Source organism: Pseudomonas subflava (assembly GCF_023823685.1).
GTDB classification, from domain to species: Bacteria; Pseudomonadota; Gammaproteobacteria; order Pseudomonadales; family Pseudomonadaceae; genus Aquipseudomonas; species Aquipseudomonas subflava.
The window spans coordinates 1-26,514 of record NZ_JAMXBF010000019.1; the positions used below are offsets into that span (position 1 = coordinate 1).

Annotated in this window: 29 protein-coding genes; 12 read left to right on the plus strand and 17 right to left on the minus strand. The window is 65.9% G+C overall.

Annotated elements, in window-relative coordinates; genetic code table 11:
- Positions 1-58 precede the first annotated feature (58 nt).
- Positions 59-250: a hypothetical protein gene (locus NF616_RS20720; protein WP_252275663.1), complete on the minus strand. Its 192-nt coding sequence runs from the start codon at positions 248-250 to the stop codon at positions 59-61.
- A gap of 16 nt (positions 251-266) precedes the next feature.
- Positions 267-1,118, minus strand: coding sequence for a formyltetrahydrofolate deformylase (gene purU, locus NF616_RS20725; protein WP_252275664.1), 852 nt, complete (start codon positions 1,116-1,118; stop codon positions 267-269).
- Positions 1,119-1,395: 277 nt separating this feature from the next.
- On the opposite strand from purU, the gene mvaT reads away from it, so the two are divergent.
- Complete coding sequence (gene mvaT, locus NF616_RS20730; RefSeq protein WP_252275665.1) at positions 1,396-1,773, plus strand: histone-like nucleoid-structuring protein MvaT; 378 nt, start codon at positions 1,396-1,398, stop codon at positions 1,771-1,773.
- A gap of 44 nt (positions 1,774-1,817) precedes the next feature.
- Here the strand turns inward: mvaT and sbcB are convergent, their stop codons facing one another.
- A complete protein-coding gene (gene sbcB, locus NF616_RS20735) occupies positions 1,818-3,257 on the minus strand; it encodes an exodeoxyribonuclease I (protein WP_252275666.1) in 1,440 nt (479 codons plus the stop codon).
- A 141-nt stretch (positions 3,258-3,398) separates the two neighbouring features.
- On the opposite strand from sbcB, the gene NF616_RS20740 reads away from it, so the two are divergent.
- From NF616_RS20740 to NF616_RS20770, 7 genes are all read left to right on the plus strand, one after another.
- Positions 3,399-4,205, plus strand: a complete 807-nt coding sequence (locus NF616_RS20740) for a hypothetical protein (RefSeq protein ID WP_252275667.1) — start codon at positions 3,399-3,401, stop codon at positions 4,203-4,205.
- A gap of 93 nt (positions 4,206-4,298) precedes the next feature.
- On the plus strand, positions 4,299-5,012 hold the full coding sequence (locus NF616_RS20745) for an RDD family protein (RefSeq protein ID WP_252275668.1): 714 nt from the start codon (positions 4,299-4,301) through the stop codon (positions 5,010-5,012).
- The gene (locus NF616_RS20750) at positions 5,009-5,989 is read left to right on the plus strand and encodes a stage II sporulation protein M (RefSeq protein ID WP_252275669.1); all 981 of its coding nucleotides are present in this window, start codon (positions 5,009-5,011) and stop codon (positions 5,987-5,989) included. Before NF616_RS20745 ends, NF616_RS20750 begins: the two co-directional genes overlap by 4 nt.
- On the plus strand, positions 5,976-7,562 hold the full coding sequence (locus NF616_RS20755) for a DUF4129 domain-containing protein (RefSeq protein ID WP_252275670.1): 1,587 nt from the start codon (positions 5,976-5,978) through the stop codon (positions 7,560-7,562). Before NF616_RS20750 ends, NF616_RS20755 begins: the two co-directional genes overlap by 14 nt.
- A complete protein-coding gene (locus NF616_RS20760; RefSeq protein ID WP_252275671.1) occupies positions 7,559-8,818 on the plus strand; it encodes a DUF4350 domain-containing protein in 1,260 nt (419 codons plus the stop codon). Before NF616_RS20755 ends, NF616_RS20760 begins: the two co-directional genes overlap by 4 nt.
- Positions 8,815-9,900 (plus strand): AAA family ATPase, encoded by a 1,086-nt coding sequence (locus NF616_RS20765; RefSeq protein ID WP_252275672.1) that lies wholly within the window; start codon positions 8,815-8,817, stop codon positions 9,898-9,900. The genes NF616_RS20760 and NF616_RS20765 overlap by 4 nt, the downstream gene beginning before the upstream one ends.
- Positions 9,897-11,228, plus strand: coding sequence for a DUF58 domain-containing protein (locus NF616_RS20770; RefSeq protein WP_252275673.1), 1,332 nt, complete (start codon positions 9,897-9,899; stop codon positions 11,226-11,228). Before NF616_RS20765 ends, NF616_RS20770 begins: the two co-directional genes overlap by 4 nt.
- Positions 11,229-11,282: 54 nt before the next feature.
- Here NF616_RS20770 and NF616_RS20775 read toward each other — a convergent pair whose 3' ends face one another.
- Together NF616_RS20775 and erdR are read right to left on the minus strand one after the other, a co-directional pair.
- Positions 11,283-11,648, minus strand: coding sequence for a diacylglycerol kinase (locus NF616_RS20775; protein ID WP_252275674.1), 366 nt, complete (start codon positions 11,646-11,648; stop codon positions 11,283-11,285).
- A 109-nt stretch (positions 11,649-11,757) separates the two neighbouring features.
- Entirely contained in the window at positions 11,758-12,408 is a 651-nt protein-coding gene (gene erdR, locus NF616_RS20780) for a response regulator transcription factor ErdR (RefSeq protein WP_252275675.1), read from the minus strand.
- Positions 12,409-12,456: 48 nt separating this feature from the next.
- Between erdR and NF616_RS20785 the strand changes: the two genes are divergently transcribed.
- Positions 12,457-13,422: a DMT family transporter gene (locus NF616_RS20785; RefSeq protein WP_434091919.1), complete on the plus strand. Its 966-nt coding sequence runs from the start codon at positions 12,457-12,459 to the stop codon at positions 13,420-13,422.
- 25 nt (positions 13,423-13,447) lie between these two features.
- On the opposite strand, the gene NF616_RS20790 is transcribed toward NF616_RS20785, so the two are convergent.
- Complete coding sequence (locus NF616_RS20790) at positions 13,448-14,164, minus strand: tRNA-uridine aminocarboxypropyltransferase (RefSeq protein WP_252275677.1); 717 nt, start codon at positions 14,162-14,164, stop codon at positions 13,448-13,450.
- A gap of 120 nt (positions 14,165-14,284) precedes the next feature.
- Here NF616_RS20790 and NF616_RS20795 point away from each other — a divergent pair, with 120 nt between their 5' ends.
- Positions 14,285-14,686: a quorum-sensing-regulated virulence factor family protein gene (locus tag NF616_RS20795; RefSeq protein ID WP_252275678.1), complete on the plus strand. Its 402-nt coding sequence runs from the start codon at positions 14,285-14,287 to the stop codon at positions 14,684-14,686.
- 1 nt (position 14,687) lies between these two features.
- Here the strand turns inward: NF616_RS20795 and NF616_RS20800 are convergent, their stop codons facing one another.
- The 4 genes from NF616_RS20800 to NF616_RS20815 form a co-directional block, all read right to left on the minus strand.
- Complete coding sequence (locus NF616_RS20800) at positions 14,688-14,879, minus strand: hypothetical protein (RefSeq protein ID WP_252275679.1); 192 nt, start codon at positions 14,877-14,879, stop codon at positions 14,688-14,690.
- Between the two features lie 511 nt (positions 14,880-15,390).
- Positions 15,391-15,855: a recombination regulator RecX gene (gene recX, locus NF616_RS20805; RefSeq protein ID WP_252275680.1), complete on the minus strand. Its 465-nt coding sequence runs from the start codon at positions 15,853-15,855 to the stop codon at positions 15,391-15,393.
- A 14-nt stretch (positions 15,856-15,869) separates the two neighbouring features.
- Entirely contained in the window at positions 15,870-16,916 is a 1,047-nt protein-coding gene (gene recA, locus NF616_RS20810; RefSeq protein WP_252275681.1) for a recombinase RecA, read from the minus strand.
- A gap of 87 nt (positions 16,917-17,003) precedes the next feature.
- A complete protein-coding gene (locus tag NF616_RS20815; protein WP_252275682.1) occupies positions 17,004-17,504 on the minus strand; it encodes a CinA family protein in 501 nt (166 codons plus the stop codon).
- Positions 17,505-17,580: 76 nt separating this feature from the next.
- On the opposite strand from NF616_RS20815, the gene mutS reads away from it, so the two are divergent.
- Entirely contained in the window at positions 17,581-20,148 is a 2,568-nt protein-coding gene (mutS, locus tag NF616_RS20820; RefSeq protein WP_252275683.1) for a DNA mismatch repair protein MutS, read from the plus strand.
- Positions 20,149-20,287: 139 nt separating this feature from the next.
- Complete coding sequence (gene fdxA, locus NF616_RS20825) at positions 20,288-20,611, plus strand: ferredoxin FdxA (RefSeq protein ID WP_192321587.1); 324 nt, start codon at positions 20,288-20,290, stop codon at positions 20,609-20,611.
- A gap of 436 nt (positions 20,612-21,047) precedes the next feature.
- Here fdxA and rpoS read toward each other — a convergent pair whose 3' ends face one another.
- The 7 genes from rpoS to NF616_RS20860 form a co-directional block, all read right to left on the minus strand.
- The gene (rpoS, locus tag NF616_RS20830) at positions 21,048-22,052 is read right to left on the minus strand and encodes an RNA polymerase sigma factor RpoS (RefSeq protein ID WP_252275684.1); all 1,005 of its coding nucleotides are present in this window, start codon (positions 22,050-22,052) and stop codon (positions 21,048-21,050) included.
- Positions 22,053-22,246: 194 nt separating this feature from the next.
- Positions 22,247-23,137, minus strand: coding sequence for a peptidoglycan DD-metalloendopeptidase family protein (locus NF616_RS20835; protein WP_252275685.1), 891 nt, complete (start codon positions 23,135-23,137; stop codon positions 22,247-22,249).
- A gap of 105 nt (positions 23,138-23,242) precedes the next feature.
- Positions 23,243-23,878 (minus strand): protein-L-isoaspartate(D-aspartate) O-methyltransferase, encoded by a 636-nt coding sequence (locus NF616_RS20840; protein ID WP_252275717.1) that lies wholly within the window; start codon positions 23,876-23,878, stop codon positions 23,243-23,245.
- A 38-nt stretch (positions 23,879-23,916) separates the two neighbouring features.
- Positions 23,917-24,666, minus strand: coding sequence for a 5'/3'-nucleotidase SurE (gene surE / locus NF616_RS20845; protein WP_252275686.1), 750 nt, complete (start codon positions 24,664-24,666; stop codon positions 23,917-23,919).
- Positions 24,654-25,712 (minus strand): tRNA pseudouridine(13) synthase TruD, encoded by a 1,059-nt coding sequence (truD, locus tag NF616_RS20850; protein ID WP_252275687.1) that lies wholly within the window; start codon positions 25,710-25,712, stop codon positions 24,654-24,656. The genes surE and truD overlap by 13 nt, the downstream gene beginning before the upstream one ends.
- Positions 25,709-26,182 (minus strand): 2-C-methyl-D-erythritol 2,4-cyclodiphosphate synthase, encoded by a 474-nt coding sequence (gene ispF / locus NF616_RS20855; RefSeq protein WP_252275688.1) that lies wholly within the window; start codon positions 26,180-26,182, stop codon positions 25,709-25,711. Before ispF ends, truD begins: the two co-directional genes overlap by 4 nt.
- 74 nt (positions 26,183-26,256) lie before the next feature.
- Positions 26,257-26,514 (minus strand): hypothetical protein, encoded by a 258-nt coding sequence (locus NF616_RS20860; RefSeq protein ID WP_252275689.1) that lies wholly within the window; start codon positions 26,512-26,514, stop codon positions 26,257-26,259.

Genomic DNA, 26,514 nt, shown 5'->3' on the forward strand with positions numbered 1-26,514 from the left:
GTGGCGACCTGGAGCAGCAGGCCGCGCGGCTGAAGCAGCTGGTCGACAGCTTCCGGATCTAGTCCCGGCCCGGCGCAGGGCTCTCCTGCGCCTCGCCCTTCTCTGCCGCAGGCTTGTCCTGCAGTTGCTTCCAGAGCTCGGCGGCACCGGGAAACTCGGTGCCGTCGCTGTCCTTCAGCGCCTCGGGATCGTAGCGCTGCAGGCAACCCTCGCCGAGGGTGGGCGGCGGTATGGCCTCGCCCCTTTTCATCCTCGCCTCCCGACGGTCAGTCGAACACCACCGTCTTGTTGTCGTGAATCAGCACGCGATCTTCCAGGTGGAAGCGCAGGCCGCGGGCCAGCGCCATCTTCTCCACATCCTTGCCCAATCGCACCATGTCCTCGACGCTGTCGCGATGGCTCACGCGCACCACGTCCTGCTCGATGATAGGGCCGGCATCCAGTTCCTCGGTGACGTAGTGACAGGTGGCGCCGATCAGTTTGACCCCGCGCAGCGAGGCCTGGTGGTACGGCTTGGCACCGACGAACGACGGCAGGAAGCTGTGGTGAATGTTGATCACCCGGCCAGCGTAGGCCTGGCACAGCTGCGGCGGGAGAATCTGCATGTAGCGGGCGAGCACCACCACGTCGGCCTGGTATTCGCCGACCAGCCGCGACACCTCGGCGAAGGCCGGCGCCTTGTCCTTGGGGTCCACCGGCACGTGATGGAAGGGAATGCCGTGCCACTCGACCATGCTGCGCAGGTCGTCGTGGTTGGAGATCACGCAGGGAATCTCGCAATCCAGCTCGTCGCTGTGCCAGCGGTGCAGCAGGTCCGCCAGACAGTGGGACTCGCGACTGGCCATCAGTACGACGCGCTTCTTCCGCTCGGAATCGGTAACGCGCCACTCCATGGAGAATTCCCTGGCGATAGGCGCAAAGGCCTGGCGGAAGCCGTCCAGATCGAATGGCAGCGAATCGGCCCGGATTTCGTGGCGCATGAAGAACCAGCCACTCTGATTGTCCGAGTGATGGCTGGCTTCGGTGATCCAGCCGTTATAGGTGGCGAGAAAACTACTGACCTTAGCCACAATACCAACGCGGTCGGGGCAGGCAATCACCAGCCGAAAAGTGCGCATGAATAACTCCAGAAACTTCGCGAGTCGGCCATTCTAGCCGCAGAGCAGGAAAACTTCAGCAGCCAACACCGGACATGCCCGCGTGCGCCACAACTTGCCCAAAGATCAACGGACGGCATCGGTCATCTATTTGCACACATGCTGCAACAGAGCGCTGCAGCACCAGAAACATGCAAAGGAATTAACCGATAAAACTTCTTCAACTTGTTTACTTGATCAATTGCCCTGTCTATTATTGCCCTACTTACAACAGCAACTGGCCATTGGGTAGAACAATATGTCGCTGATCAATGAATACCGCGCCACCGAAGAAGCCATCAAAGAGCTGCAAGAGCGCCTGAAAAATCTGTCGCAGGACGACAAGCTGAAGAAAGAGCTGGAGTTCGAAGGCAAACTGCGCACCCTGATGGGCGAATACCAGAAGTCGCTGCGCGACATCATTGCCCTGCTCGATCCGGAAGGCAACAAAGGCGCCAAGACCACTCGCGCCGCCAAGCCGGCCGGCGGCAAGCGCGCTCGCAAGGTCAAGCAGTACAAGAACCCGAACACCGGTGAAGTGATCGAAACCAAAGGCGGCAACCACAAGACGCTGAAAGAGTGGAAGGCCAAGTGGGGCGCTGCCACCGTGGAAAGCTGGGCCACTCTGCTCGGTTAATCACCAGGCGATACGAAAATGCCGGCAAATGCCGGCATTTTTATTTACGGCGCCATCCAATAACGACTGCGCAATAATTGTGCATGCTCACGCCAGGCCTGCAGCACTTGCTGCTGCGCTGGCGATGCCGATGCCCACTCCTGCTGCAACACCTGCTCGAACTTGTCCAGCGTATTAGGCGCACCGGCCGCTTCATCGCTCAATCGACTCCGACAGAAATCGCACCAAAGCCCCAACTCTTCAATGGACAATGAGTCGGGGAAGTTACGGGCCCGATAGCGAAATAGCAGTTGGCCAAGCCGCTCATCCGCGAAGGCCCAATTGTCGTTGGCCAACTGGGCCGCAGACGAAGTTCTCACTCGCTCGCACATTCGGCGATCACGATCATCGAGGAATCCGGCATATAACTGTTGTTCCGGGTCTGACGAGGTCGCGAAATCGTCCGCGGCATAGAGATCGTTCAGCTTCGCCTGCCAGACCGCCTGACTGTCTCTCAGCGATTGGGCACGCCGCTCGTATGCGTCGAGATCCAGCTGCAGGCGGACGACGTCCTCCGGGCGCAGCACCTTGAGCGGCGCCACCACCGGGCATTTGTTGATGTGCAGCAGCTTGAGCGGCACTGGCAGCTCGCCCTCGGCCAACGCGTCGCGGCGCGTATAAAGCCGACGACGCAGCTCCTCGACGGACAGTTCCAGCAACGGCTGGGCATCGCCATGCAGGTCGCAGACGATCAGGGCGTTGCGGTTGCGGGGGTGCCAGGCCAGCGGTAGCGCCACGGCCAGGTAACTGCGGCTTCCCGCAAAACGTCCGGAGACATGAACCAGCGGCTGTAGCAGCTGGATCTGCTCCGCCACCCTGGCCTTGCTGCGCAGCTGATAGAAGAAGTCGTAGAGACGCGGCTGGCGATCACGAATCAGGCGGGCCAGGCCGATGGTCGCGCGCACGTCCGACAACGCGTCGTGGGCCTGGCCGTGCTCGATGCCATTGGCGACGGTCAACCGCTCCAGCTTGAGCGATACCCTGCCCTCCTCATCCTTCGGCCACTCGATCCCTTCGGGACGCAAGGCGTAGGCCGTGCGCACCAGGTCGATCAGGTCCCAGCGGCTGTTGCCGCCCTGCCACTCGCGCGCGTAGGGATCATAGAAGTTGCGGTACAGGCTGTAGCGGGTCACCTCGTCATCGAAGCGCAGGCTGTTGTAGCCGGCGCCACAGGTGCCGGGCAGAGCCAGTTCAGCGTGCACGCGCGCCATGAACTCGGCCTCGGACAGGCCCTTTTCCGCGAGGACCTGGGGCGTGATACCGGTGATCCGACAGGCCGCCGGATGCGGCAGGATGTCGTCCGAGAGGCGGCAATGCAGGTTGACCGGCTCGCCGATCTCGTTGAGCTGCTCGTCGGTGCGAATGCCCGCCATCTGCAACGGTCGGTCGCAACGCGGGTTGATACCCGTGGTTTCGTAGTCGTACCAGAAGATGCTGGCGCTCATGTGCGGTCCTTGAACGGTCGAGGCGGCAGTCTAGCAAAGCATGATCTCGCTCACGCGAAGGTGCGCCCATGCTTGCTGGCGCGAGGCCACTGTCGCTAGGATGCGGGCTTGGAAAAACTCCATGACCAGGGAAAGTCTCACATGAACGAAGTAGCGATTCAGAACCCCTATGCCGTGCCCAGCAGCGACCTGATGGACAAGGCGGCCCCGGGCCAGGCCCTCTCCATCGAGGAAGCCCTCACCCGCGGCTACAACTTCTCGATTTCCGATCTGCTGGGCGAAGCCTGGCGCAAGACCAAAGGCACCAAGGGCATCATCTGGGGCGGCTTCTTCGCCCTCTTTGGCGCACTGATCGGCGCTCAGCTGGCGATCTACCTGCTGACGCTGGTGCTGGGCGTCGGTGCCGTCGGCCTGGCCGCGCTGGGCGGTGGCGAGGGTGCCGCCGTCGCCGGCATCTCCGGTCTGATCCTCATTACCCTCCTCAGCTCGCTGATCATGCTGGCCGTGACCTACCCCTTCATGGCCGGCTTCAACATGGTCGGCATCCGCCAGGCGGCCGGCCAGCCGGTGCGCTTCGCCGAAATCTTCAGCCACTTCAACCGCACCCTGCCGCTGCTGGGCGCGGGCATCCTGATGACCATCGTCACCGTCATCGGCTTCGCCCTGTTCGTTCTGCCGGGCATCTACCTGTCCATCGCCCTGCTGCTGACCATCCCGCTGGTGGTGGAGCGCAAGCTGTCGCCCTGGCAGGCCATGATGGTGTCCTGCAAGGCCATCAGCCAGCACTGGTTCAAGGTGTTCTTCCTGTTCCTGGCGATGAACATCATCCTCTGGATCAGCATGCTGCCGCTGGGCATCGGCCTGATCTGGACCCTGCCGATGGTCATGGTGATGATCGGTGCGCTGTACAACACCATCTTCGGTGTGCTGCCGCCTGAGTCCAACTGATCCGCTGTCAGAATTCGGGCCGCCGCGGGCGGCCCGATTGCTTTAGCGTCCTGCTGCTGGCTAGCATCAGGCTTTCTTCGATGCAGTTGACCGATGCAGCCTAACCTCGCCCTCTCCAGCACCTCGCTTCTGGACACCCGTCGTCAGGTGGAAACCCCGGAAGGCATCGACCTGATTCTGCGCCCCGCCGGCCTCATGCCCCGCGCCCTGGCGTTCGGTATCGATCTGCTGATCCGCGGCGCCATTCTGCTCGGCGCGTTTATCCTGCTCGGTGTGCTCGGCCAGTTCGGCGCCGGCCTCGGCACCATCCTCTATTTCCTGGTCAACTGGTGGTACCCCGTGCTCTTCGAGATGCTGTACCAGGGCCGCACCCCCGGCAAGAAGACCATGGGCCTGCGCGTGGTACACGACGATGGCACCCCGGTCGGCTGGGCTGCCTCGCTGACCCGCAACCTGCTGCGCGCCGTGGACATGCTGCCATTCGCCTACTGCGTCGGCGCCATCAGCTGCCTCAGCCACTCCTCGTTCAAGCGCCTCGGCGATCTCGCCGCCGGCACCCTGGTGGTCTACCGCGACGAGGAGCCCAAGCGCCCGCAGATTCCGGAGGCGGACATCGAGCGCGCGCCCTTCCCGCTCAGCCTGGCCGAACAGCGCGCCGTGCTGGACTTCGCCGAGCGCCGCGCCGACCTCTCCGGCGCTCGCCGCGCCGAGCTGGCCGCCATCCTCGCCGAGCCGTTGGACAGCCTGCCGGACCATGCCGAGAAGCGCCTGCACGGCATCGCCCGCGGATTGGTGGGCTCGGCATGAAACAGCACCTGTTCGAGCAACGCCACGGCGCCGACTGGCAGCGCTTCGAGACCCTCCTGGCGCCCCTGGAAAACGGCAAGGCCGAACGCCAGCAGTGCGAAAGCTTCGCCGCCGACTACCGACACCTCTGCCAACACCTGGCCCTGGCCGAGGAGCGCGGTTACAGCAGCCACCTGATCGATCGCCTGCAGCAGCTGGCCATGCGCGGCCACCAGCAGTTCTATCGTCACCGCAGCCACCTGGGCGCGCAGATCATCCGTTTCGTCATCGCCGGCTTCCCGCAACTGGTACGCCGCGAGTGGCGCGCCGTGCTGGCCGGCAGCCTGTTGTTCTTCGGTGCGCTGATCGGCATGGGCCTGCTGAGCTACCTCTTCCCCGAGCTGATCTACAGCCTGATCGCGCCCGAGCAGGTGCGGCAGATGGAGGAAATGTACGACCCGGGTGCCCGGCGCATCGGCCGCTTCGCCGAGCGCGACTCCGGCGAGGACTGGGTGATGTTCGGCTACTACATCATGAACAACATCGGCATCGCCTTTCAGACCTTTGCCAGCGGCCTGATCTTCGGCCTCGGCAGCCTGTTCTTCCTGCTCTACAACGGCCTGGTGATCGGCGCCATCGCCGGCCATCTGACGCGCATCGGCTACAGCGAGACCTTCTGGTCCTTCGTCGTCGGCCATGGCGCCTTCGAGCTCACCGCCATCGCCTTCGCCGGCGCGGCCGGTCTCAAGCTCGGCTGGGCCCTGCTCGCGCCAGGCCGCCTGCGCCGCGCGGAAGCGCTGCGGCGCGCCGCCGGCCAGGCCATCCAGCTGGTCGCCGGGGTCATTCTGTTCCTGCTGATCGCCGCTTTCGTGGAGGCCTACTGGTCATCCATGACCTATGCCAGCGCAGTGACCAAATACTGGGTCGGTGCCGGCCTGTGGCTGCTGGTGATCGCCTACTTCCTGTTTGCCGGACGGACCCGCCATGCGCCTGACTGACGCCAGCGTCGCCATCCGCCCGCGCACCGCCTGGGAGGCCATCGACCTCGGCGTGCTTCTGGCGCGCCGCCATGCCGGCCTGCTGATGCTCAGCTGGGCCGCCGTGACCCTGCCGCTGTTCGCGGTGATCAGCGCCCTGCTCTGGCAGTACCCGAGCCTGACCGTGCTGCTGTTCTGGTGGCTGAAACCGGCCTGGGAACGCCTGCCGCTGCACATCCTCTCGCGCGCACTGTTCGGCGACACGCCGACCTTGAAGGAAGCGCTAACGGCCCTGCCACGCCTGCTCAAACCGCAACTGATCGCCAGCCTGACCTGGCGCCGGCTGAGCCCGACGCGCAGTTTCGACCTGCCGGTGATGCAGCTCGAGGGCCTTGGTGGCGAGGCGCGCGGCAAGCGCCTCACGGTGCTGGGTCAGCGCCATTCGGGCGGCGCCGCCTGGCTGACCATCCTCGGCTTCCACCTCGAAGGTCTGCTGTGGTTAGGCCTGGCCACGCTGATCTGGCTGCTGGTGCCGCAACAGATGGAGACCCAGTTCGACTGGGAGACGCTGATCCAGGCCAGCAGCGGCAAGTGGCTGTGGCTGGAACACCTGTCCAACCTGATCTACGCCCTGGTGCTGGTGTTCTGGGAGCCGATCTACGTTGCCTGCGGCTTCACCCTCTATCTCAACCGGCGCACCGATCTCGAGGCCTGGGACATCGAGCTGACCTTCCGCCGCCTGCGCCAGCGCCTGGTTGGCAGTGCGTATGCCCTGCTGCTGGCCTGCGCCGCCGTGACGCTGATGCTGCCGGCCGGCGATGCCCTGGCCGCCGAGCCGGTCGGCACTTGCCCGGTACCTTTCGACGACCCCGCCGGGCCGGACGCCGAGCGCCTGCTGAACCAGCCGCTGACCAGCAAGGCCGCCCACGAGGGCATCGGCACGCTGCTCGACAACCCGCCGTTCGAGAACCGCGAGAGCGTCACCCGCTGGCGCTTCGGTGACGAAGAAAAGGCCGAGGAGCCGAGCGAGGAAGAGATCAAGGATTTCGCCGAACTGCTCGAGAAGCTGTTCAAGCTCAGCGAGTGGTGGGGCAAGCTGGACCCGGTCGCCCTGGCGTTCGAGGTCATGCTCTGGACCCTGCTGATCCTCGCCATCGCGCTGCTGTTGTGGCGCTACCGTGAGTGGCTGGAGACGTTCGGCGGCCGCCTCGGCCTGCCCCGTCGGCGGGTGCGCGAGATGCCGAGCCAGCTGTTCGGCCTGGAACTGGCCCCCGAGAGCCTGCCCGACGATGTCGCCGGCGAGGCCGAAAGGCTCTGGGCCGAGCACCCGCGCGAGGCCCTCGGCCTGCTCTATCGCGCCCTGCTCAGCCGCCTGCTGCACGACTTCCGCCTGCCGCTCAAGAGCTCGCACACCGAGGGCGAGGTCCTCCGTCTGGTCGAGGGCCTGCAACACGAGGAACTCGGTCGCTTCGCCCAGGCCCTGACCCGCCACTGGCAAAACCTCGCCTACGGCCACCGGCTACCGCCTGAGAGTCTCAAGCGCGGGCTCTGCGAGGGTTGGCGCCGGCTGTTCGGGCGGAGGGCAGCCGCATGAACCGCGCCCTGAAGATTGGCCTGGCCGGCCTTCTGCTGTTGACGCTCGCCGGAATCGTGCTGTTCGTGGTGCAACAGCTGCAGCCCTACGAGGAAACCGTCGAGCACGGCCCCTCCCCCGAGGCCCGCGCCAATGAATACCTGGCCGCGGAGATGTTCCTGCGCCAGCAGAAGATCCCGTTCCGCCGCGCCGACGGACTGGACGCGCTCAACGGCCTGCCCTCGGCGGGCCAGACGCTGATGCTGTTCGCCCCGCGCAACAACATGACCCCGCGCCAGGCCGAGCGGGTGCTGGCGTGGGCGGCCAACGGTGGCCACCTGGTGTTCGTCGCCGAGGAAGTCTGGGACGAGGAAGAGGGGCGCAGCGGCGATCTGCTGCTCGATGCCCTCGGCATCCAGCAGTACGACGCCTACGAAGAGGACGACAACAGCGAGGCCGCCGAGGAGACGCCGACCGAAGACGACACGGTCGAGCTCGAAGCCGAAGCCGAAGCCGAAGCCGAGGTTGCGACCGCGTCAGCGAATGAGGAAGCGGCTGAGGAAGACCGTTATCCCGAGCTTACTAAGATCTATCTGGAGAACGAGGAAGCGCCGGCCTACGCCGAGTTCGACACCGACTTCCACCTGTTCGACGGCCAGGACCGCGCCTACGCCTGGGCCAACAGCGGCGAGTCCACCCACATGCTGCAGCTGGAACACGGCAAGGGGCTGGTCACCGTGGTGACCGACGCCTGGCTGTGGCAGAACCACAGCATCGGCGACTACGACAACGCCTGGCTGCTCTGGTACCTGAGCCAGGACAGCGCCGTGACCCTGATCTACAACGCCGAGCGCGACGGCCTGTTCAGCCAGCTGCTCGAACACTATCCCGCCGCCCTGGCCGCACTCGCCCTGCTGATCGCGCTGCTGCTGTGGCACGTCGGCATGCGCCACGGCCCGTTGCTGGCGCCGCAGGCCGCGTCGCGCCGACAGCTCGAGGAGCACCTGCGCGCCGGCGCCGATTTCCTGCTGCGCCGCGCCGGCCAACAGCGCCTGCTCGGCAATCTGCAACGCGACATTCTGCGTCGTGCCCGCCATCGCCATCCCGGTTTCGAGCGTCTCGCCGTGGCCGATCAGTGGCAAGTGCTCGGACGCCTCACCCGCCTCCCCAGCAGCGCCATCAGTGCGGCCATGCGGCCCTTGCCGACGCGGCGCCTGTCCGCAGCCGACTTCACCCGCCAGGTCGCCAACCTGCAAACCCTCAGGAATGCCCTATGAGCGAAAACATCCCGCAGCAACCCAGCACCACTCCCGAAGCGACCACGGCGCCGGCGGATGTCGCCGGCTCGACGGCAGCCGCCGGCGCCGCACCCGCTGCAGCCCCGGTGAATCCGGTGGCCCAGCAGCGCCAGCGCGCCACCCAGATGTTGCAGGCCCTGCGCCAGGAGCTGCAGAAGGCGGTCGTCGGCCAGCGCGAGGTGGTGGATGACGTGCTCACCGCGCTGATCGCCGGCGGCCACGTACTGGTCGAGGGCGTGCCCGGCCTGGGCAAGACCTTGCTGGTGCGCGCGCTGGCCAAGTGCTTCGGCGGCGAATTCGCGCGCATCCAGTTCACTCCTGACCTGATGCCCAGCGACGTCACCGGCCACGCCGTGTACGACCTCGCCAGCGAGCAGTTCAAGCTGCGCAAGGGCCCGGCCTTCACCAACCTGCTGCTGGCCGACGAGATCAACCGCGCGCCGGCCAAGACCCAGGCCGCCCTGCTGGAGGTGATGCAGGAGCGCCAGATCACCCTGGAAGGCCGCGCCATGCCGGTGCCCCTGCCGTTCCTGGTGCTGGCCACGCAGAACCCCATCGAGCAGGAAGGCACCTACCCGTTGCCGGAAGCCGAGCTGGACCGTTTCATGCTCAAGCTGCGGATGGACTATCCGCAGGCCGACGAAGAACTGACCCTGGTGCGTCAGGTGACCCGTTCCGCCAAGGCCGACATGCTCGAAGTAGCGCCACTGCGCACCCTGCTGCAGGCCAAGGACGTGCTGGCCCTGCAGAAGATCGCCAGCGAGCTGCAGATCGACGATCAGGTGCTCGACTACGCCGTGCGTCTGGCTCGCGCCACCCGCAGCTGGCCGGGCCTGGCCATGGGTGCCGGCCCGCGCGCCTCCATCGCCCTGGTCCGCGGCGGTCGGGCTCGTGCCCTGCTGCGCGGCGGCGACTTCGTGGTGCCGGACGACGTCAAGGCCTGCGCCCTGGCCGTGCTGCGCCACCGCGTACGCCTCGCGCCGGAGCTGGATATCGAGGGCCTGTCCGTCGACCAGGTGCTGCAACAGCTGCTCGATCAGGTTCCGGCGCCGCGCCTGTGAAGCCATCGCGCCTGTTCCTCGGCCTGCTCGGTGGCCTGCTGGCCCTGGCCGTCGTGCTGGGTACGCTGCCGTTGCTCGACATCAAGCTGCCGCAAAGCCTGCAGCCACTGTGGTGGGGCCTGCTGCTGGCGCTGCTGCTGATCGCCGGCCTGGACGCCGCCCGCCTGCGCCGCCTGCCGTCGCCGCGCCTGGAGCGCCAACTGCCCGGCAACCTGCCGCTGGGCCGCTGGAGCGAGGTGCGCCTGACCCTGCACCACGACTATCGTCAGGCTCTGGCGGTGCAGGCCTTCGACCACCTACCCGAGCACATGGACTTCGAGTTCCTGCCGCAGCAGGTGGAGTTGCATCCGGGTGAGCAAACCGAGTTCGGCTATCGGGTACGCCCGCTCAAGCGCGGGCACTTCCGCTTCCCCCGCTGCGAGCTGCTGCTGCCCAGCCCGCTGCGCCTGTGGCAGTCGCGCCGCTTCGTCGGCCAGGCCAGCGAGACCCGCGTCTACCCGGACTTCGCCCGCCTCTATGGCGCCCAGCTGATGGCCGTGGACGACTGGCTCAGCCAGATGGGCGTGCGCCAGCGCCAGCGCCGCGGCCTCGGTCTGGAGTTCCACCAGCTGCGCGAATTCCGCGACGGCGACACCCTGCGCCAGATCGATTGGAAGGCCACCGCGCGCAAGCGCACGCCGATCGCCCGCGAGTATCAGGACGAGCGCGACCAGCAGATCGTCTTCCTGATCGACTGTGGCCGGCGCATGCGCAGCCAGGACGACGAGCTGTCGCACTTCGATCACGCCCTCAATGCCTGCCTGCTGCTCAGCTACGTCGCCCTGCGCCAGGGCGATGCGGTGGGCCTGGCGACCTTCGCTGGCGAGCAGGACCAGTACGTCGCGCCGGTCAAGGGACAGGCCCACATCAGCAGCCTGCTCAATGCCGTGTACGACCTCGACAGCACCCGCCGCCCGGCCGACTACGCCGCGGCGATCAACGCCCTGCTCGCCCGCCAGCGCCGCCGCGCCCTGGTGGTACTGGTCACCAATCTGCGTGACGAGGACGACGAGGAGCTGCTCGGCGCAGTCAGGCGTCTGGGGCGTCAGCACCGGGTACTGATCGCCAGCCTGCGCGAGGAAGTGCTGGATCGCCTGCGCCACACCCAGGTGCAGGACTACGAGCAGGCCCTGGCCTACTGTGGCACGGTGGACTACCTGAACGCCCGCGCCGGCCTGCACGAGCGCCTGCTGGCCCATGGCGTGCCGGTGCTGGATGCCAGGCCGAAGGAGCTGGGGCCGGAACTGGTCGGGCGCTATCTGGCCTGGAAGAAGGCTGGGGTGCTCTGAGCCCGGCGCCATTCGCGGCGCACGCGCGCAGGCCTCGGGCGAGGCCCGGGACGGTCAGCCCAGCAGGATGATCGCCCAGACCAGGGTGATCACCGCGAGCGAGGTGAGCTGGGCGGCGCTGCCCATGTCCTTGGCGTTCTTCGACAGCGGATGGCGCTCCAGGGAGATGCGGTCGATGGCCGCCTCCACCGCCGAATTGAGCAGCTCGACGACCAGCGAGAGCATGCTCACCGCCACCATCAGCGCCCGCTCCACCGGGCTCACATCGAGCCAGAAGGCCAGCGGGATCAGCACCACGTTGAGCAGGACCAGTTGGCGGAAGGCAGCTTCGCCAACGAAGGCGGCGCGCAGGCCGTCGAACGAATAGCCGGCGGCATTGAGGATACGTTTCAGGCCGGTCTGGCCCTTGAATGGCGACATGGAGAACTGCTGTCCTGTAGCGATGACGGGCGGCACCTTAGAGGCTGCGCCGTCAAAAATGCGTGAAGTGTGCGGCGCAAGCCGTTGCGAGGTGAGCAACGCGAAGGCGCTAGTGCCCCGGAATCGACTCCATCTGCTGCAGCAGCAGCGCCGCCTGGGTGCGGGTGCGCACGCCCAGCTTGCGGAAGATGGCGGTGACGTGGGCCTTGATGGTGGCCTCGGAGACGTTCAGCTCGAAGGCGATCTGCTTGTTCAGCAGCCCGTCGCACACCATGGTCAGCACGCGGAACTGCTGCGGCGTCAGGCTCGCCAGGCCGGCGCTGGCTGCCTTGGCCTCGGCCGATACGCTGGCAGCGGCGAAGGCCTGCGGCGGCCACCAGGCGTCGCCGTCGAGGATCTGGCGCACGGCCTGCTGGATCGTCTCCAGCGGGCTCGACTTGGGGATGAAACCGCTGGCACCGAACTCGCGGGAACGCGAGACCACCGCCGCGTCTTCCTGCGCCGAGACCATCACCACCGGGATCTGCGGATACTGCCCGCGTAGCAGCACCAGACCGGAAAAACCGTAGGCGCCGGGCATGTTGAGATCGAGCAGGACCAGGTCCCAATCACCCTTCTCGGCAAGGCGCGCCTCCAGTTCGGCGATGCTGGCCGCCTCCACCAGACGCACGTCCGGGCCCAACCCCAGGGTCAGGGCCTGCTGCAGGGCACTGCGGAACAGCGGGTGATCGTCGGCAATGAGGATCTCGTAGGCGGCCATGGCTTTCCTGTTCTTGTTGTCCAGCTGGCTGGCGAGGCGGCGCTCAGCATGCCGAGCCGTAGCGGGGTGGTCAAGCTCCGCGCTTTGCGGCAAAGTCGCCAGCTTTTGCCGCCGAGAACCGACATGCGAAGCCAAGCCCTGCGCGCCGACCTGCTGATGCTGCTGACCGCGATGATCTGGGGCTCCTCCTTCGTCGCCCAGCGCCTGGGCATGGACGCCGTCGGCCCCTTCCTCTATACCGGCCTGCGCTTCGCCCTCGCCACCGCGGCCCTGCTGCCGCTGGTGGTCTGGCTCGGCAGGCGCGAGGGCGAACAGCGGCCCGCACCGGTCAATCGCGGCCTGCTGCTCGGCGGCCTGGCCATGGGCCTGGCACTGTCGCTGGGCATCAACCTGCAGCAGGTCGGCCTGCTGTTCACCAGCGTGACCAACTCCGGCTTCATCACCGGGCTGTACGTCATCGTGGTGCCGTTGCTCGGTCTTGTGATCGGCCAGCGCACGGGCCTGGGCACCTGGCTGGGCGCAGGACTGGCGGTGCTCGGCATGTTCCTGCTCAGTGTCGGCGAGGGTTTTCAAGTCGCCTCCGGCGACTGGCTGCAGCTGGCCGGTGCCTTCGTCTGGGGCGTGCATGTACTGCTGGTGAGCTTCTTCGCCAGCCGCCACGACCCGCTGCGCCTGGCCCTGCTGCAGTTCGCCGCCTGCGCGGTGCTAAGCCTGGTTCTCGCGGTGCTGTTTGAGGAAATCCGGCTGGATGCCATTCTTGCCGCCGGCCCGGCCATCCTCTATGGCGGTCTGCTCGGCGTGGCGGTCGGTTTCACCCTGCAGGTGGTGGCACAGAAGCACGCCATCGCCTCCCATGCCGCCATCATCCTCTCGCTGGAAGCGGTGTTCGCCGCCATTGCCGGCGCCCTGTTGCTCGGCGAGACGCTGGCACTGAAAGGCTACTTCGGCTGCGTCCTGATGTTCGCCGGCATGTTGCTGGCCCAGCTGTGGCCGAAGAAGGTCGGCATCGCGTAGGAGTGCAATACCGGCGGCGCCCTGTTTATCGAAGAAACGGCTCGATGGCCCGGTGCGCCGGACTCCGTTCATCCACGACCCGGCGGTGCTTGGCGCCCAGGTAATGTTCGGTGAACAGGTCCAGCCAGGCATCCAGGGCGGCGGACGCCTGCGGCTCGCCGGCCAATTCCAGACAGAGCGCCGCAACCTCGGCGGTGCATAGGTGCTCGTCGCGAGTGGAGCGGCGCAGGCGATAGCGCGACAACTGCTCCGGCCTCAGGCTGAGCACCGGAAAGCGGTTCAGATACGGGCTCTTGCGGAACATCTTGCGCGCCTCGGTCCAGGTTGCATCGAGCAGGATGAACAGCGGGCGCTTGCCCTCTGCCAGCGGCGGCAGCTCCTCGATCACCCGTCCGGGCTCGGCGTATTCGCCGGGGAACACCACGCAGGGCGCATATTGCGGGTCGTCGAGCAGCTCCAGCAGGCGCGGGTCGACCTCGGTGCGCTGCCAGCCGAAGGCATGGGTGTCGGCCACCAGATCGGCGATCAGCCAGCCGGTATTGCTCGGTTTCAGCGCCTCCACGTCGTACATCAGCAGGCACACGCCGGCCCGCACCTCGACGTTCGGCCGCCATACGCACAGGCAGTAGCTGGGAATCACCCGGCAACCGGGACAGCGCTCGGAGCGCGAGCCTCGGGACACGAAGGGCTTGAGGCTGCGCGCCAGGCGCTCGGCGCGCAGGCGGGCGACGGCATGACTCATGACGGACTCCACGGGAAAGGCGCGCAGTCTACTCTCGCCGTCGACAGCGAGTAAGATGGGCGCTGCTGAACCCGGGCAAGGAGCGCCGGTCGAAGGCACATCGCAATCATGGAGATCGTCATGCCCCGCCTCATCGCCCTGCTCGCCCTCGCCACCGTACTGCCTGCCGTCCAGGCCGCCTCGCTGCAGGAGCACGAGCTGACCCGCACCCTTGAGCAGGTCGCCAAGGAAAGCAGTGCCGGCACGCCGCGGGCGATCAACGAGGACATACTCGACCAGGGCTATACGGTGGAAGGCAACGAGCTGGTCAACCATCTCAGCGTGCGGGCCGCCCATGCCGAGCAGATGCGCAGCAATCCGGCCACGGTGCGCAACCAGCTGGGCGCCAGTGTGTGCAGGAATCAGGGCTATCTGCGTCTGCTGGCCCAGGGCGCCGTGCTGCGCTACCAATTCAGCGAATACAAGAGCAATCAGCCGGTGGCCACCGAGCGCTTCGCCAAGGCCGACTGCGGCCTGCAGTGATTCAACCCTTGCCGCGGCGCTGCTCGCCGTCGGCACGCAATTCGGCCAGCAGCGCCTGCATGTAGCTGGCCCGCCGCACCCCACCCTCCAGGCGGCGCAGGCATTCATCTTCGAGGGTTAGGTTGTTGGTGCGCGCGGCCTGCGTCAGCAGGCGGTACAGCTCACGATCCAGCTCCAGTGTCAGCTTGGGCATGCCTGCCCCTCCCTTTCCAGTCGCCGCACCCCCGGCGGCATGCGGCGGTGCGTCTTCAGCAAGTAAAACAGAGGGCCGCCCGCCCTCCAGCCTGGCGGACGAACGGCGGTGCTCTTAAGGCATCACGAGCTAGGCCAAGTCCTGAATCACACCGCAGCGGGGAGCGCGGCCTCGCGCCAGCATCGCAGGAAGAAGATTTCAGGCCTGACGCGCCATCTGCATCATCCACCCGCGCTGCGTAGCGCCATGACCACACCGGACAGAGAGTTCGCGGGACGGCGTCTGAGGTGGCTATCAGCAGTCAGCTCACTGGAAGATCCACGAAGAGCCGGAACGGCTCGTTCTGATGCGCCCGGTCTGCCACGTTATACGCATGCGCATGAGAGCCTGCGCTCACAGCTGGAATATCAACCGGACGCACAACTGGATGCGGAACGCTTGCTACCAAGGCGACCTACCAGGCAGAAAAAACGGAGCCCGGAGAGGGGAACGCTCCGGGCTCAAGGGGAAGTCAGTCCAGACTGGCACCACGCAGCAGGCGGCCGATCTGCTCCTGGGAAAAACCACGGTAGGCGAGAAATCGAGCCTGCTTGGCCTTCTCGCGCAGGTCCGCTGGCAACTGCCCGGCGAACTTGCGCTGCCACAGCTCACGCAGTTGCTCACCCCAGTCGATCTCGGCCTCGCTCAGCGATTGCTCGATGGCGGGGCGCGGCAACCCGCGCTGGGCCAGCTCCTCGCGGATACGCATTGGGCCGTAGCCAGCTCGCGCGCGACTGGCGACGAAACTTTCCAGATAACGGCTCTCCGACAGCAGGCCCTCCCCCACCAGACGGTCGAGGGCCGCGTCGATCAACTCCTGGGGAGCACCGCGCTGGCGCAGCTTGCGGGTCAGTTCTACCCGACCATGCTCGCGCCGGGCCAGCAGATCCATGGCGGCGCGGCGCACGGCAACCGCGGTGTCGAGCATGACGCTCATGGGCGAGCAGCAGATCAGGCGTTGAGGTCAGCCAGATCGTCCTCTTCTTCCTCGGCGGCACCACGGGCGGCGCCAGCCACCAGCAGTTTCTCGCGGATAATTTTCTCGATAGCGCTGCCGGTTTCCGGATTGTCTTCCAGGAACTTGGCGGCGTTGGCCTTGCCCTGACCGATCTTGTTGCCCTGGTAGCTGTACCAGGCGCCGGATTTCTCCACCAGACCGAGCTGCACGCCCAGGTCGATGATCTCGCCGGTGCGATAGATGCCCTTGCCGTACATGATCTGGAACTCGGCCTGGCGGAATGGCGGAGCCACCTTGTTCTTCACTACCTTGACGCGGGTTTCGCTACCGACCACCTCGTCGCCTTCCTTCACCGCGCCGGTGCGGCGGATGTCCAGGCGCACGGAGGCGTAGAACTTGAGGGCATTACCGCCGGTGGTGGTTTCCGGGTTGCCGAACATCACGCCGATCTTCATACGGATCTGGTTGATGAAGATGACCAGGCAGTTGGCGTTCTTGATGTTGCCGGTGATCTTGCGCAGCGCCTGGCTCATCAGGCGGGCCTGCAGGCCGACGTGGGCATCGCCCATCTCGCCTTCGATCTCGGCCTTGGGCACTAGAGCGGCCACGGAGTCGACGATGATCACGTCAACCGCATTGGAGCGCACCAGCATGTCGGTGATTTCCAGGGCCTGCTCACCGGTATCCGGCTGGGACACCAGCAGGTCGTCGACATTCACACCCAGCTTGCCGGCGTAGTCCGGGTCCAGGGCGTGTTCGGCGTCGACGAAGGCGCAGGTGGCGCCCATCTTTTGAGCCTCGGCGATCACCGACAGGGTCAGGGTGGTCTTACCCGAGGATTCAGGACCGTAGATCTCGACGATACGGCCCTTCGGCAGGCCGCCGATGCCGAGCGCGATGTCGAGGCCAAGGGAGCCGGTGGAAATGGCCGGAATCGCCTGGCGCTCGTGGTCGCCCATGCGCATCACGGCACCCTTGCCGAACTGCTTTTCGATCTGCCCCAGGGCTGCCGCCAACGCGCGCTTCTTGTTCTCGTCCATTTCCATCCTCACGTGATCAAAGGGAGCCGATCGCTCGCCAACAACTGTATAAGTAGACAGTAGTATTCCATAAGGCAAGTCGCTCGCCTACCCCCACCCGGGATTTTCTCCTGCAGCCAGTCGGAGCAATCCTTCCAACGCCCGTAACACCGTCTGCCGGCGCACTGCATCGCGATCACCGGCGAACTGGCAGCGCTCGGCGAAGCAGCTCTCGCCGTCGGCCCAGGCGAGCCAGACGGTACCGACCGGTTTCTCCGGCGAACCGCCACCGGGACCGGCCACACCGCTGACCGCCACCGAAAAACGCGCACCGCTGCGCAGCCGAGCACCTTGGGCCATGGCCTCCACCACCTCGCGGCTGACCGCACCTACGCGGACGAACAACTCCGTAGGCACGCCCAGCTGAGCGGTCTTCTGCGTATTGGAATAGGTGACGTAGCCCGCCTCGAACCAGGCCGAGCTGCCGGCGATACGGGTGATGGCCTCGGCGATGCCGCCGCCGGTACAGGACTCGGCGGTGCTCACCTGGGTCCCCAGCCCTAGAAGCGCTGCGCCCAGCCGCTCGGCCAACTGCGTGATGGAATCCATATGCTCTCCGGGGTGAAACGGGCAAGGGGGATACCCTACACTACGCGCTTTTGCGATTTCAGCCGGACCGAACAGCATGAGCGATTTGTCAGCCCACACCCCGATGATGCAGCAATACTGGAAGCTGAAGAACCAGCATCCGGACCTGCTGATGTTCTACCGCATGGGCGACTTCTACGAGCTGTTCTACGACGACGCCAAGAAGGCCGCGGCCCTGCTCGACATCACCCTCACCGCCCGCGGCTCCTCCGCCGGCCAGTCCATTCCCATGGCCGGCATCCCCTTCCATTCGGCCGAGGGCTATCTGGCACGCCTGGTGAAATTCGGCGAGTCGGTGGCGATCTGCGAGCAGATCGGCGACCCGGCCACCAGCAAGGGGCCGGTGGAACGCCAGGTGGTGCGCATCATCACCCCCGGCACCATCAGCGACGAGGCGCTGCTGGATGAGCGCCGCGACAACCTGGTCGGCGCCGTGCTGGGCGACGAGAAGCTGTTCGGCCTGGCCACACTCGACATCACCAGCGGCCGCTTCAGCGTGCAGGAGCTGAAGACCTGGGAAAACCTGCTGGCTGAGCTGGAGCGTCTGGCGCCGGCCGAGCTGCTGATTCCCGACGACTGGCCGCAAGGCCTGCCGCTGGAGAAACGCCGCGGCGTGCGCCGCCGAGCGCCCTGGGATTTCGAGCGCGACAGCGCACGCAAGAGCCTGTGCCAGCAGTTCGGCGTGCAGGACCTCAAGGGTTTCGGCTGCGAAGGCCTGACGCTCGCCATTGGCGCCGCCGGCTGCCTGCTGGTCTACGCCAAGGAAACCCAGCGCACCGCCCTGCCGCACCTGCGCAACCTGCGCCACGAGCGCCTGGACGACACCGTCATCCTCGACGGCGCCAGCCGCCGCAACCTGGAGCTGGACACCAATCTCGCTGGCGGCCGCGACAACACCCTGCAATCGGTGGTCGACCGCTGCCAGACCGCCATGGGCTCGCGCCTGCTGACCCGTTGGCTGAATCGCCCGCTGCGCGACCGCTCCGTGTTGGAAGCACGCCAGGAAGCCATCGCCTGCCTGCTTGACCGCTACCGCTTCGAACTGCTGCAGCCGCAGCTCAAGGACATCGGCGACGTCGAGCGCATCCTCGCCCGCATCGGCCTGCGAAATGCCCGCCCACGTGACCTGGCGCGCCTTCGTGACGCTCTCGCCGCCCTGCCGCAGCTGCAAAGCGCGATGGCCGAGCTGGACGCCCCGCACCTGGCCGAGCTGGCGGTGAATATCCGCACCTACCCGGAACTGGCCGACCTGCTGGCCCGCGCCATCATCGACAACCCGCCGGCGGTGATCCGCGACGGCGGCGTGCTCAAGACCGGCTACGACGCCGAGCTGGACGAGCTGCAGTCGATCAGCGAGAACGCCGGCCAGTACCTCATGGACCTGGAGACGCGCGAGAAGGAGCGCACCGGCCTGGCCAACCTCAAGGTTGGCTACAACCGCGTGCACGGCTACTTCATCGAGCTGCCCAGCAAGCAGGCCGAGTCGGCCCCGGCCGACTACATCCGTCGCCAGACCCTGAAGGGCGCGGAGCGCTTCATCACGCCGGAACTGAAGACCTTCGAGGACAAGGCGCTATCGGCCAAGAGTCGCGCCCTGGCCCGCGAGAAGCAGCTCTACGAGGAACTGCTGGAGCTGCTCATTGGCCAGCTGGCACCGCTGCAGGATACCGCCGGCGCGCTGGCCGAGCTGGATGTGTTGAGTAATCTGGCCGAGCGCGCGCTGAATCTCGATCTGAATCGCCCGCGCTTCGTCGATGAGCCGTGCATGCGCATCGACCAGGGGCGCCACCCGGTGGTCGAGCAGGTGCTCGATACGCCTTTCGTGGCCAACGACCTGGGTCTGGACGATGCCACTCGCATGCTGATCATCACCGGCCCGAACATGGGCGGTAAGTCCACCTACATGCGCCAGACCGCGCTGATCGTGCTGCTGGCCCACATCGGCAGCTACGTGCCGGCCGCCGCGTGCGAGCTATCGCTGGTGGACCGCATCTTCACCCGCATCGGCTCTTCCGACGATCTGGCCGGCGGCCGCTCCACCTTCATGGTGGAGATGAGCGAGACCGCCAACATCCTGCACAACGCCACCGACCGAAGCCTGGTGCTGATGGACGAGGTGGGTCGCGGCACCAGCACCTTCGATGGCCTGTCGCTGGCCTGGTCGGCCGCCGAGCACCTGGCCAAGCTGCGCGCCTGGACGCTGTTCGCCACCCACTACTTCGAGCTGACCGTGCTGCCGGAGAGCGAGCCGGTGGTGGCCAACGTCCATCTCAACGCCACCGAGCACAACGAACGCATCGTCTTCCTGCACCACGTGTTGCCCGGCCCGGCCAGTCAGAGTTATGGCCTGGCAGTGGCGCAACTGGCCGGTGTGCCGGGCCCGGTGATCCAGCGCGCCCGCGAGCACCTGGCTCGCCTGGAGACCACCAGTCTGCCCCATGACATGCCGCGCAGCGAACCCGGGCAGCCAGCGGCGCCGCTGCAAAGCGACATGTTCGCCGTGCTGCCGCATCCCGTGCTGGAGGAATTGGGCAAGATCAATCCGGATGATCTGAGCCCGCGCCGTGCGCTGGAGCTGTTATACACGTGGAAGACGCGCATCTGACAGACTGCCGCGCAAGCTGTTAGAATCGCGCGCATTTTTCAGATCGCCCCGGTTTACAGCCTGAGCCGCGGCCTTTATCGAGCGCCTGCAGAACCTGCGCAGACGGGACCAGGCGTCGCCGCCCGAGGAGAGAATCAGCATGACCTTCGTTGTTACCGACAACTGCATCAAGTGCAAATACACCGACTGTGTCGAAGTCTGCCCGGTGGACTGCTTCTACGAAGGTCCGAACTTCCTGGTGATCCACCCGGACGAGTGCATCGACTGCGCCCTGTGTGAGCCGGAGTGCCCTGCTCAGGCGATCTTCTCCGAGGACGAGGTGCCGGACGGCATGCAGGAGTTCATCGAGCTCAATGCCGAACTGGCGGACGTCTGGCCGAACATCACCGAGAAGAAGGACGCTCTGGCGGACGCCGAGGAATGGGACGGCGTGAAGGACAAACTACAGCACCTGGAGCGCTAAGCGCCCCTGAGGCAAAAGGCCCGCACATGCGGGCCTTTTTGTTTCCAGCTTTCCTGCGGGCAAAAAAAGGGGCGGTGATTAGCCGCCCGCTCTTTCTTCCCTACTCCCTGAGAATCCTTTCATCATCCTGATGAACCGCTCCCTGCGGTGCTTCCCTGGCCGCCGTCCTGGCTCCCGTGCCATCTCCCTAGGCACGGCTCCATATTAACGGCTCCGCAGACTCGAACAAGTCGGTGAAATCCCTGTACGCAACTGCCGTTACGCTCCTTGGACTGCGGCAAATCCAGTAGATTCAAACAATTACAGCGAAGCCATGGATAAGAATGGATCGCAACTGGTGCGTCGTTCCGAGGAAGACTTACAGCGCCCGTAAGCGATGACTTACAAGCGCCCACAAAAAACCCGGCGATTGCCGGGCTTCTTGTGACATGTGGCGCTATTGGAAGAGGGCATCACTCGACAGGCCGTTCTTCTCCAAGATCTCGCGCAGACGCTTGAGCGCCTCCACCTGAATCTGACGCACACGCTCTCGGGTCAAACCGATCTCCTGCCCGACCTCTTCCAGCGTGCAGCTTTCATGGCCGCGCAGGCCGAAGCGGCGCACCACCACTTCGCGCTGCTTGTCGGTCAGCTCCGACAGCCATTGATCGATGCTCTCCGACAGATCGTCGTCCTGCAGCAGTTCGCAGGGGTCTGTCGGCCGGTCATCGGTCAGGGTATCGAGCAGGGTCTTGTCGGAATCCGGCCCGAGCGAAACGTCGACCGAGGTGACGCGCTCGTTGAGGCCGAGCATGCGCTTGACCTCATCGACCGGCTTCTCCAACAGGTTGGCGATTTCCTCGGCCGAGGGTTCGTGGTCCAGCTTCTGGGTCAGCTCGCGCGCCGCGCGCAGGTAGACGTTGAGCTCCTTCACCACATGAATCGGCAGGCGAATCGTGCGGGTCTGGTTCATGATCGCGCGTTCGATCGTCTGGCGAATCCACCAGGTGGCGTAGGTGGAAAAGCGGAAGCCACGCTCGGGATCGAACTTCTCCACCGCGCGAATCAGGCCGAGGTTGCCCTCTTCGATCAGATCCAGCAGGGAGAGGCCACGATTGACGTAACGCCGTGCGATCTTCACCACCAGGCGCAGGTTGCTCTCGATCATGCGCTTGCGCCCGGCCGGATCGCCCTTCTGCGCGAGGCGCGCAAAGTGCACTTCTTCCTGCGGGGTCAGCAATGGAGAGAAGCCGATCTCGTTGAGATACAGCTGAGTCGCGTCCAATGCTCGGGTGTAGTCGATGTACTTGTGCTGCTTGAGATGGGCCGCGGAGTTCTTGGGTTTGGCGCTGGAGACCGGCAGCTCGGCATCTTCCGCCAGTTCTTCCAGGATGATGCCCGGCTCCATGAGGAGCACCTCGTCATCGACGTCAAACTCCGGCGCTTCTTTGTTGAGTGCCATTTCTTGTTGTCCCATGCTGAGTTCGACAACCAGCTCTGGCGGCACCCATCCCGGCATCACATCAGATACAGACCCCAGCCCCCCAAGCTATTCAGCCTGCTGCCGAGCATTGCGTACCTGAAGCTAAAGCTGGATGACTCCCTGGCAAACACCAAAGCCCGCTCAGCCTACGCAGGAGACGGATGGTGGCAGGATCAACGACGCGGCAGATATTGCAGTGGATCTACAGGTTTGCCCTGGCGGCGAATCTCAAAATGGAGCTTCACCCGATCGGTACCCGTGGATCCCATCTCGGCGATATGCTGTCCGACTTTGACCTGCTGTCCCTCCCGCACCAGCAACTTGCGGTTATGTCCGTAAGCGCTCACGTAGGCATCGCTGTGCTTGATGATCACCAGTTCGCCGTAGCCCCGTAGACCACTCCCGGCGTACACAACGGAACCATCAGCCGCAGCTAAAACAGGCTGGCCCAATTCTCCGGCGATATCAACGCCTTTATTCAAACTGCCGTTTGATGAGAATTTGCCGATCAACAGGCCATTGGCCGGCCACGCCCACCCCTTCGCAGAACGCTGTACCGGCTGCACCTTGCCGGCCGATGCCTTGCTGCCGGGAGTTGCCGCGGGCGGTTGCGAAATGGGCTGATCCACCGCCGGCTTGCTCGGCTGCGATTGCACCGGCGGACGCGCCGTCGGCTGCGGCACCGAGACGACTGGCTGGCTGCTGACCGGCGGCGTGCTCGGGCGCACCACGACCGGGGCGCTGGCACGCTGTGGCTGATCGAAGCGGATCGTCTGCCCGGGACGGATGGTGTACGGAGCGGGAATGCTGTTGCGCGCGGCCAGCGCCTTCCAGTCCCAGCCGAAACGAAAGGCGATGGAGTAGAGCGTATCGCCCCGCTGTACCCGGTACTGGCCGCTGGTGGTCTGTGGACGGGAGGCGGCGCTGCCACCATGGGTCCGGTCCACGACCTGCACCGGCGTCGAGGGCGAGCTGCCACAACCCGACAGAATGGCCGCGAAGACTGCCGCCCCTAGGCCGATGCCCGCCAGGCGCTTGCGCTGCTGTCCGTTCGTGAGACTCAACCCCTGCTCCCTTTGCCGGTGTGTTTCTTAATAGTTGTCACGCATTGTGCCGGAATTATCCGCCATCGCCAGCACCGCGCGCTGGCATTGCCGCAAGGTCCCGCCTCAGGCCAGCGGGCCGTTGAGCAGGGGGACGAAGCGCACAAGATCGAGTACGTGACGGGAATAGCCGTCCTCCTCGCGCACGATCAGCAGCAGCTCCTGGGTCTCGCCGGCGCCGACCGGAATCACCAGACGGCCACCCACGGCGAGCTGATCCAGCAATGCCTGCGGCACTTCCACGGCCGCCGCGGTGACGATGATGCCGTTGTACGGCCCCAAGGCATTCCAGCCCTCCCAGCCGTCGCCCCAGCGGAACACCACATTGCGCAGCTTCAGTTCGACCAGGCGTTCCTTGGCGCGATCCTGCAGGGACTGGATGCGCTCCACCGAGAACACCCGCTCCACCAGCTGCGCCAGCACGGCGGTCTGGTAGCCGGAGCCGGTGCCGATCTCCAGCACCTTGTCCAGCGGGCCGCCGGCCAGCAGCAGTTCGGTCATGCGCCCGACTATATAAGGTTGGGAAATCGTCTGGTTGTGGCCGATGGGCAGCGCGGTGTCTTCGTAGGCGCGATGGGCCAGCGCCTCGTCGACGAACAGGTGGCGCGGCGTGCGGCGGATGACTTCGAGCACGTGCGGGTTGGACAGACCTTCCTCGTACAGCCGCTCGATCAGGCGCTCGCGGGTCCGCTGCGAGGTCATGCCGATGCCGTGGCGCTGCAGATGATCCTGGCCGCGCATCACAGCAGCCCCTCCAGCCAGCCGCCGACGCTGTCGAACGCCTCGTGCAGAGTTCGGTCGAGGCGCAGCGGTGTGATCGACACGTAACCCTGCAGCACCGCATGGAAATCGGTCCCTGGCCCTCCGTCCTCGGCATCGCCGGAGACGGAGATCCAGTAGCCTTCCTTGCCCCGCGGGTTGACCATCTTCACCGGCGCGGCGGCGCGGGCGCGATGGCCCAGGCGAGTCAGCTGGATGCCGCGGATGTGATCCAGCGGCAGATTCGGTACGTTGACGTTGAGCACCGTGCGCGGCGGTAGATCCAGCCGCTCGTGGGCCTCTACCAGCTTGCGCGCGTAGTAGGCGGCGGTGGCGAGATTATCGGTGCGCCGCGACACCAGCGAGAAGGCGAAGGCCGGCTTGGCCAGGAAACGCCCTTCGAGGGCGGCGGCCACGGTGCCGGAATAGAGCACGTCATCGCCGAGGTTGGCGCCCAGGTTGATGCCCGACACCACCATGTCCGGCACCTGTTCGAGCAAGCCGTTGAGGCCCAGGTGCACGCAGTCGGTCGGCGTGCCGTTGAGGCCGATGTAGCCGTTGGGCATGGTCGCCGGATGCAGCGGGCGGTCCAGGGTCAGCGAGCTGCTGGCACCGCTCTTGTCCTCGGTCGGCGCGACTATGGTGCACTCGGCGTAGTCCTGCAGCGCGCCATGCAGCGCGGCGATACCGGGCGCCATCACCCCGTCGTCGTTGGAAATCAGAATTCGCATGGAGAGTCCGTCTGCCCTGCCGGCAGCAAATCGACCAGTTCGCGCACCACGGCGGTGGCGAAGCAACCGGCCGGCAGGACGAATTGCAATTGCACTATCTCGGGCTCGGGATAATGCCACGCCAGTTCGGCAATGGGGAGGCGCAGGATGCGCCGTTCGTGCGCCATGCCCGCCTTCGCCAGCCAGGCGGCCAGCGCCGGCTCGGCCTCGGCAACGCCCTGCTCCAGCGCCTGCGCGGCACCGCCTGCCGGAGAGGAGCCTTCGCCCCACAGCGGCCCGGTTGGATGCAGATCGAGAATGGCCAGGCGCGGGTCGCTGCACTCGCTCTCCCCGGCCATGAAGAAGCTGCGGCTGTCGGTGAAGGCCAGCAGGTCGCCGACCTGCGCCTGGTTCCAGCTGCCTTCGGCCACCCGCACGGCCAGCGCACGGTTGAACAGATGGCTGCGCGCCGACGAGAGCAGGCGCGAGCGGGTGTTGCGTTGTTCCGGCAACTCGCTGCGTTCGGCAAAGGCGCGCGCATCGACCACGTTGCCGCCCTGCCAGCCGAAGCGCTGCAGACCGTAGTAGTTGGGCACGCCCTGCTCGCGGATGCGCTGCAGGCGTTGCTCCAGCGCGTCACGGTCGGCCGTCAGACTGGTCAGACGGAGGGTAAAACCGTTGGCCGAATGGGCGCCGCGCTGCAGTTTGCGCGAGTGACGCACGGCCTTGAGGATCGCCAGGGTCTCGCCTTCGGCGGCGGACAGATCCGGATCGGCCTTGCCCGGCAGGTGCAGGCTGAACCACTGGCGGGTCAGCGCCTGGCGGTCCTTCAGCCCGGCGTAGCTGATATTGCGCTGCGACACTCCGGCCGCGCGGGCCAGGCGCCGCGCCGCCTCCTCGGTATTGAGGCCGCGCTTCTCCACCCACAGCCACAGGTGCTCGCCAGTACCGGACAGCGGAATGTCCAGCACCTCATCGACCTGGAAATCCTCGGCGGTGGCCTTGAGCACCGCCGTACCGCATGCCTCGCCATGGGCGCGCGGACCCAGCAGTTCCAGTTCCGTCATGCCTTGAGCAGCAGCGCCACGGCGTGAACCGCGATGCCCTCCTCGCGCCCGGTGAAGCCGAGCTTCTCGGTGGTGGTGGCCTTGACGTTGACCGCGTCCAGCTCCACCTGCAGGTCCTCGGCGATCAGCCCGCGCATGGCCTCGATGTGCGGCGCCATCTTCGGCGCCTGGGCGACGATGGTGGCGTCGACGTTGCCGACCACATAGCCCTTGGCCTGGACCAGGCCGAGCACATGGCGCAGCAGTGCGCGGCTGTCGGCACCCTTGAAGGTCGGATCGGTGTCGGGAAAGTGCTTGCCGATATCGCCCAGGGCACAGGCGCCGAGCAGCGCGTCGCTCAGGGCGTGCAGCAGCACGTCGCCATCGGAATGAGCGATCAGGCCGAACCTGTGGGGAATGCGCACGCCGCCGAGAGTGATGAAATCGCCCTCGCCAAAGCGGTGCACGTCGTAGCCATGGCCAATACGCATAAGAAGAACACCCGGAAAAATCAGGTCGCGATTCTACCCCAGGCCGTCATCCTGCGAACCCTTCGCATCCGCCCTCAGTCGTCCGTCCCATCATCGAAGGCGCGATGCCCGGCGAAACCCCTGGCCTCGCCCAGCACCGGAAGCCGCTCGGCATCGCCATTTTCCGTCCGACCGATACGCCGCCTGCGGCGCGAGATGAAGAACAGCGGCCCGCCGACGCACACCAGCCCCAAAGTGGCGAACAGCCAGTCCCTGCTTAGCCACCAGGCGAAAGGCATCGACGCCAGCGCCGCCATCAGCAGCGCCAGCCCGAGCCACTCGCGCAGGCTCAT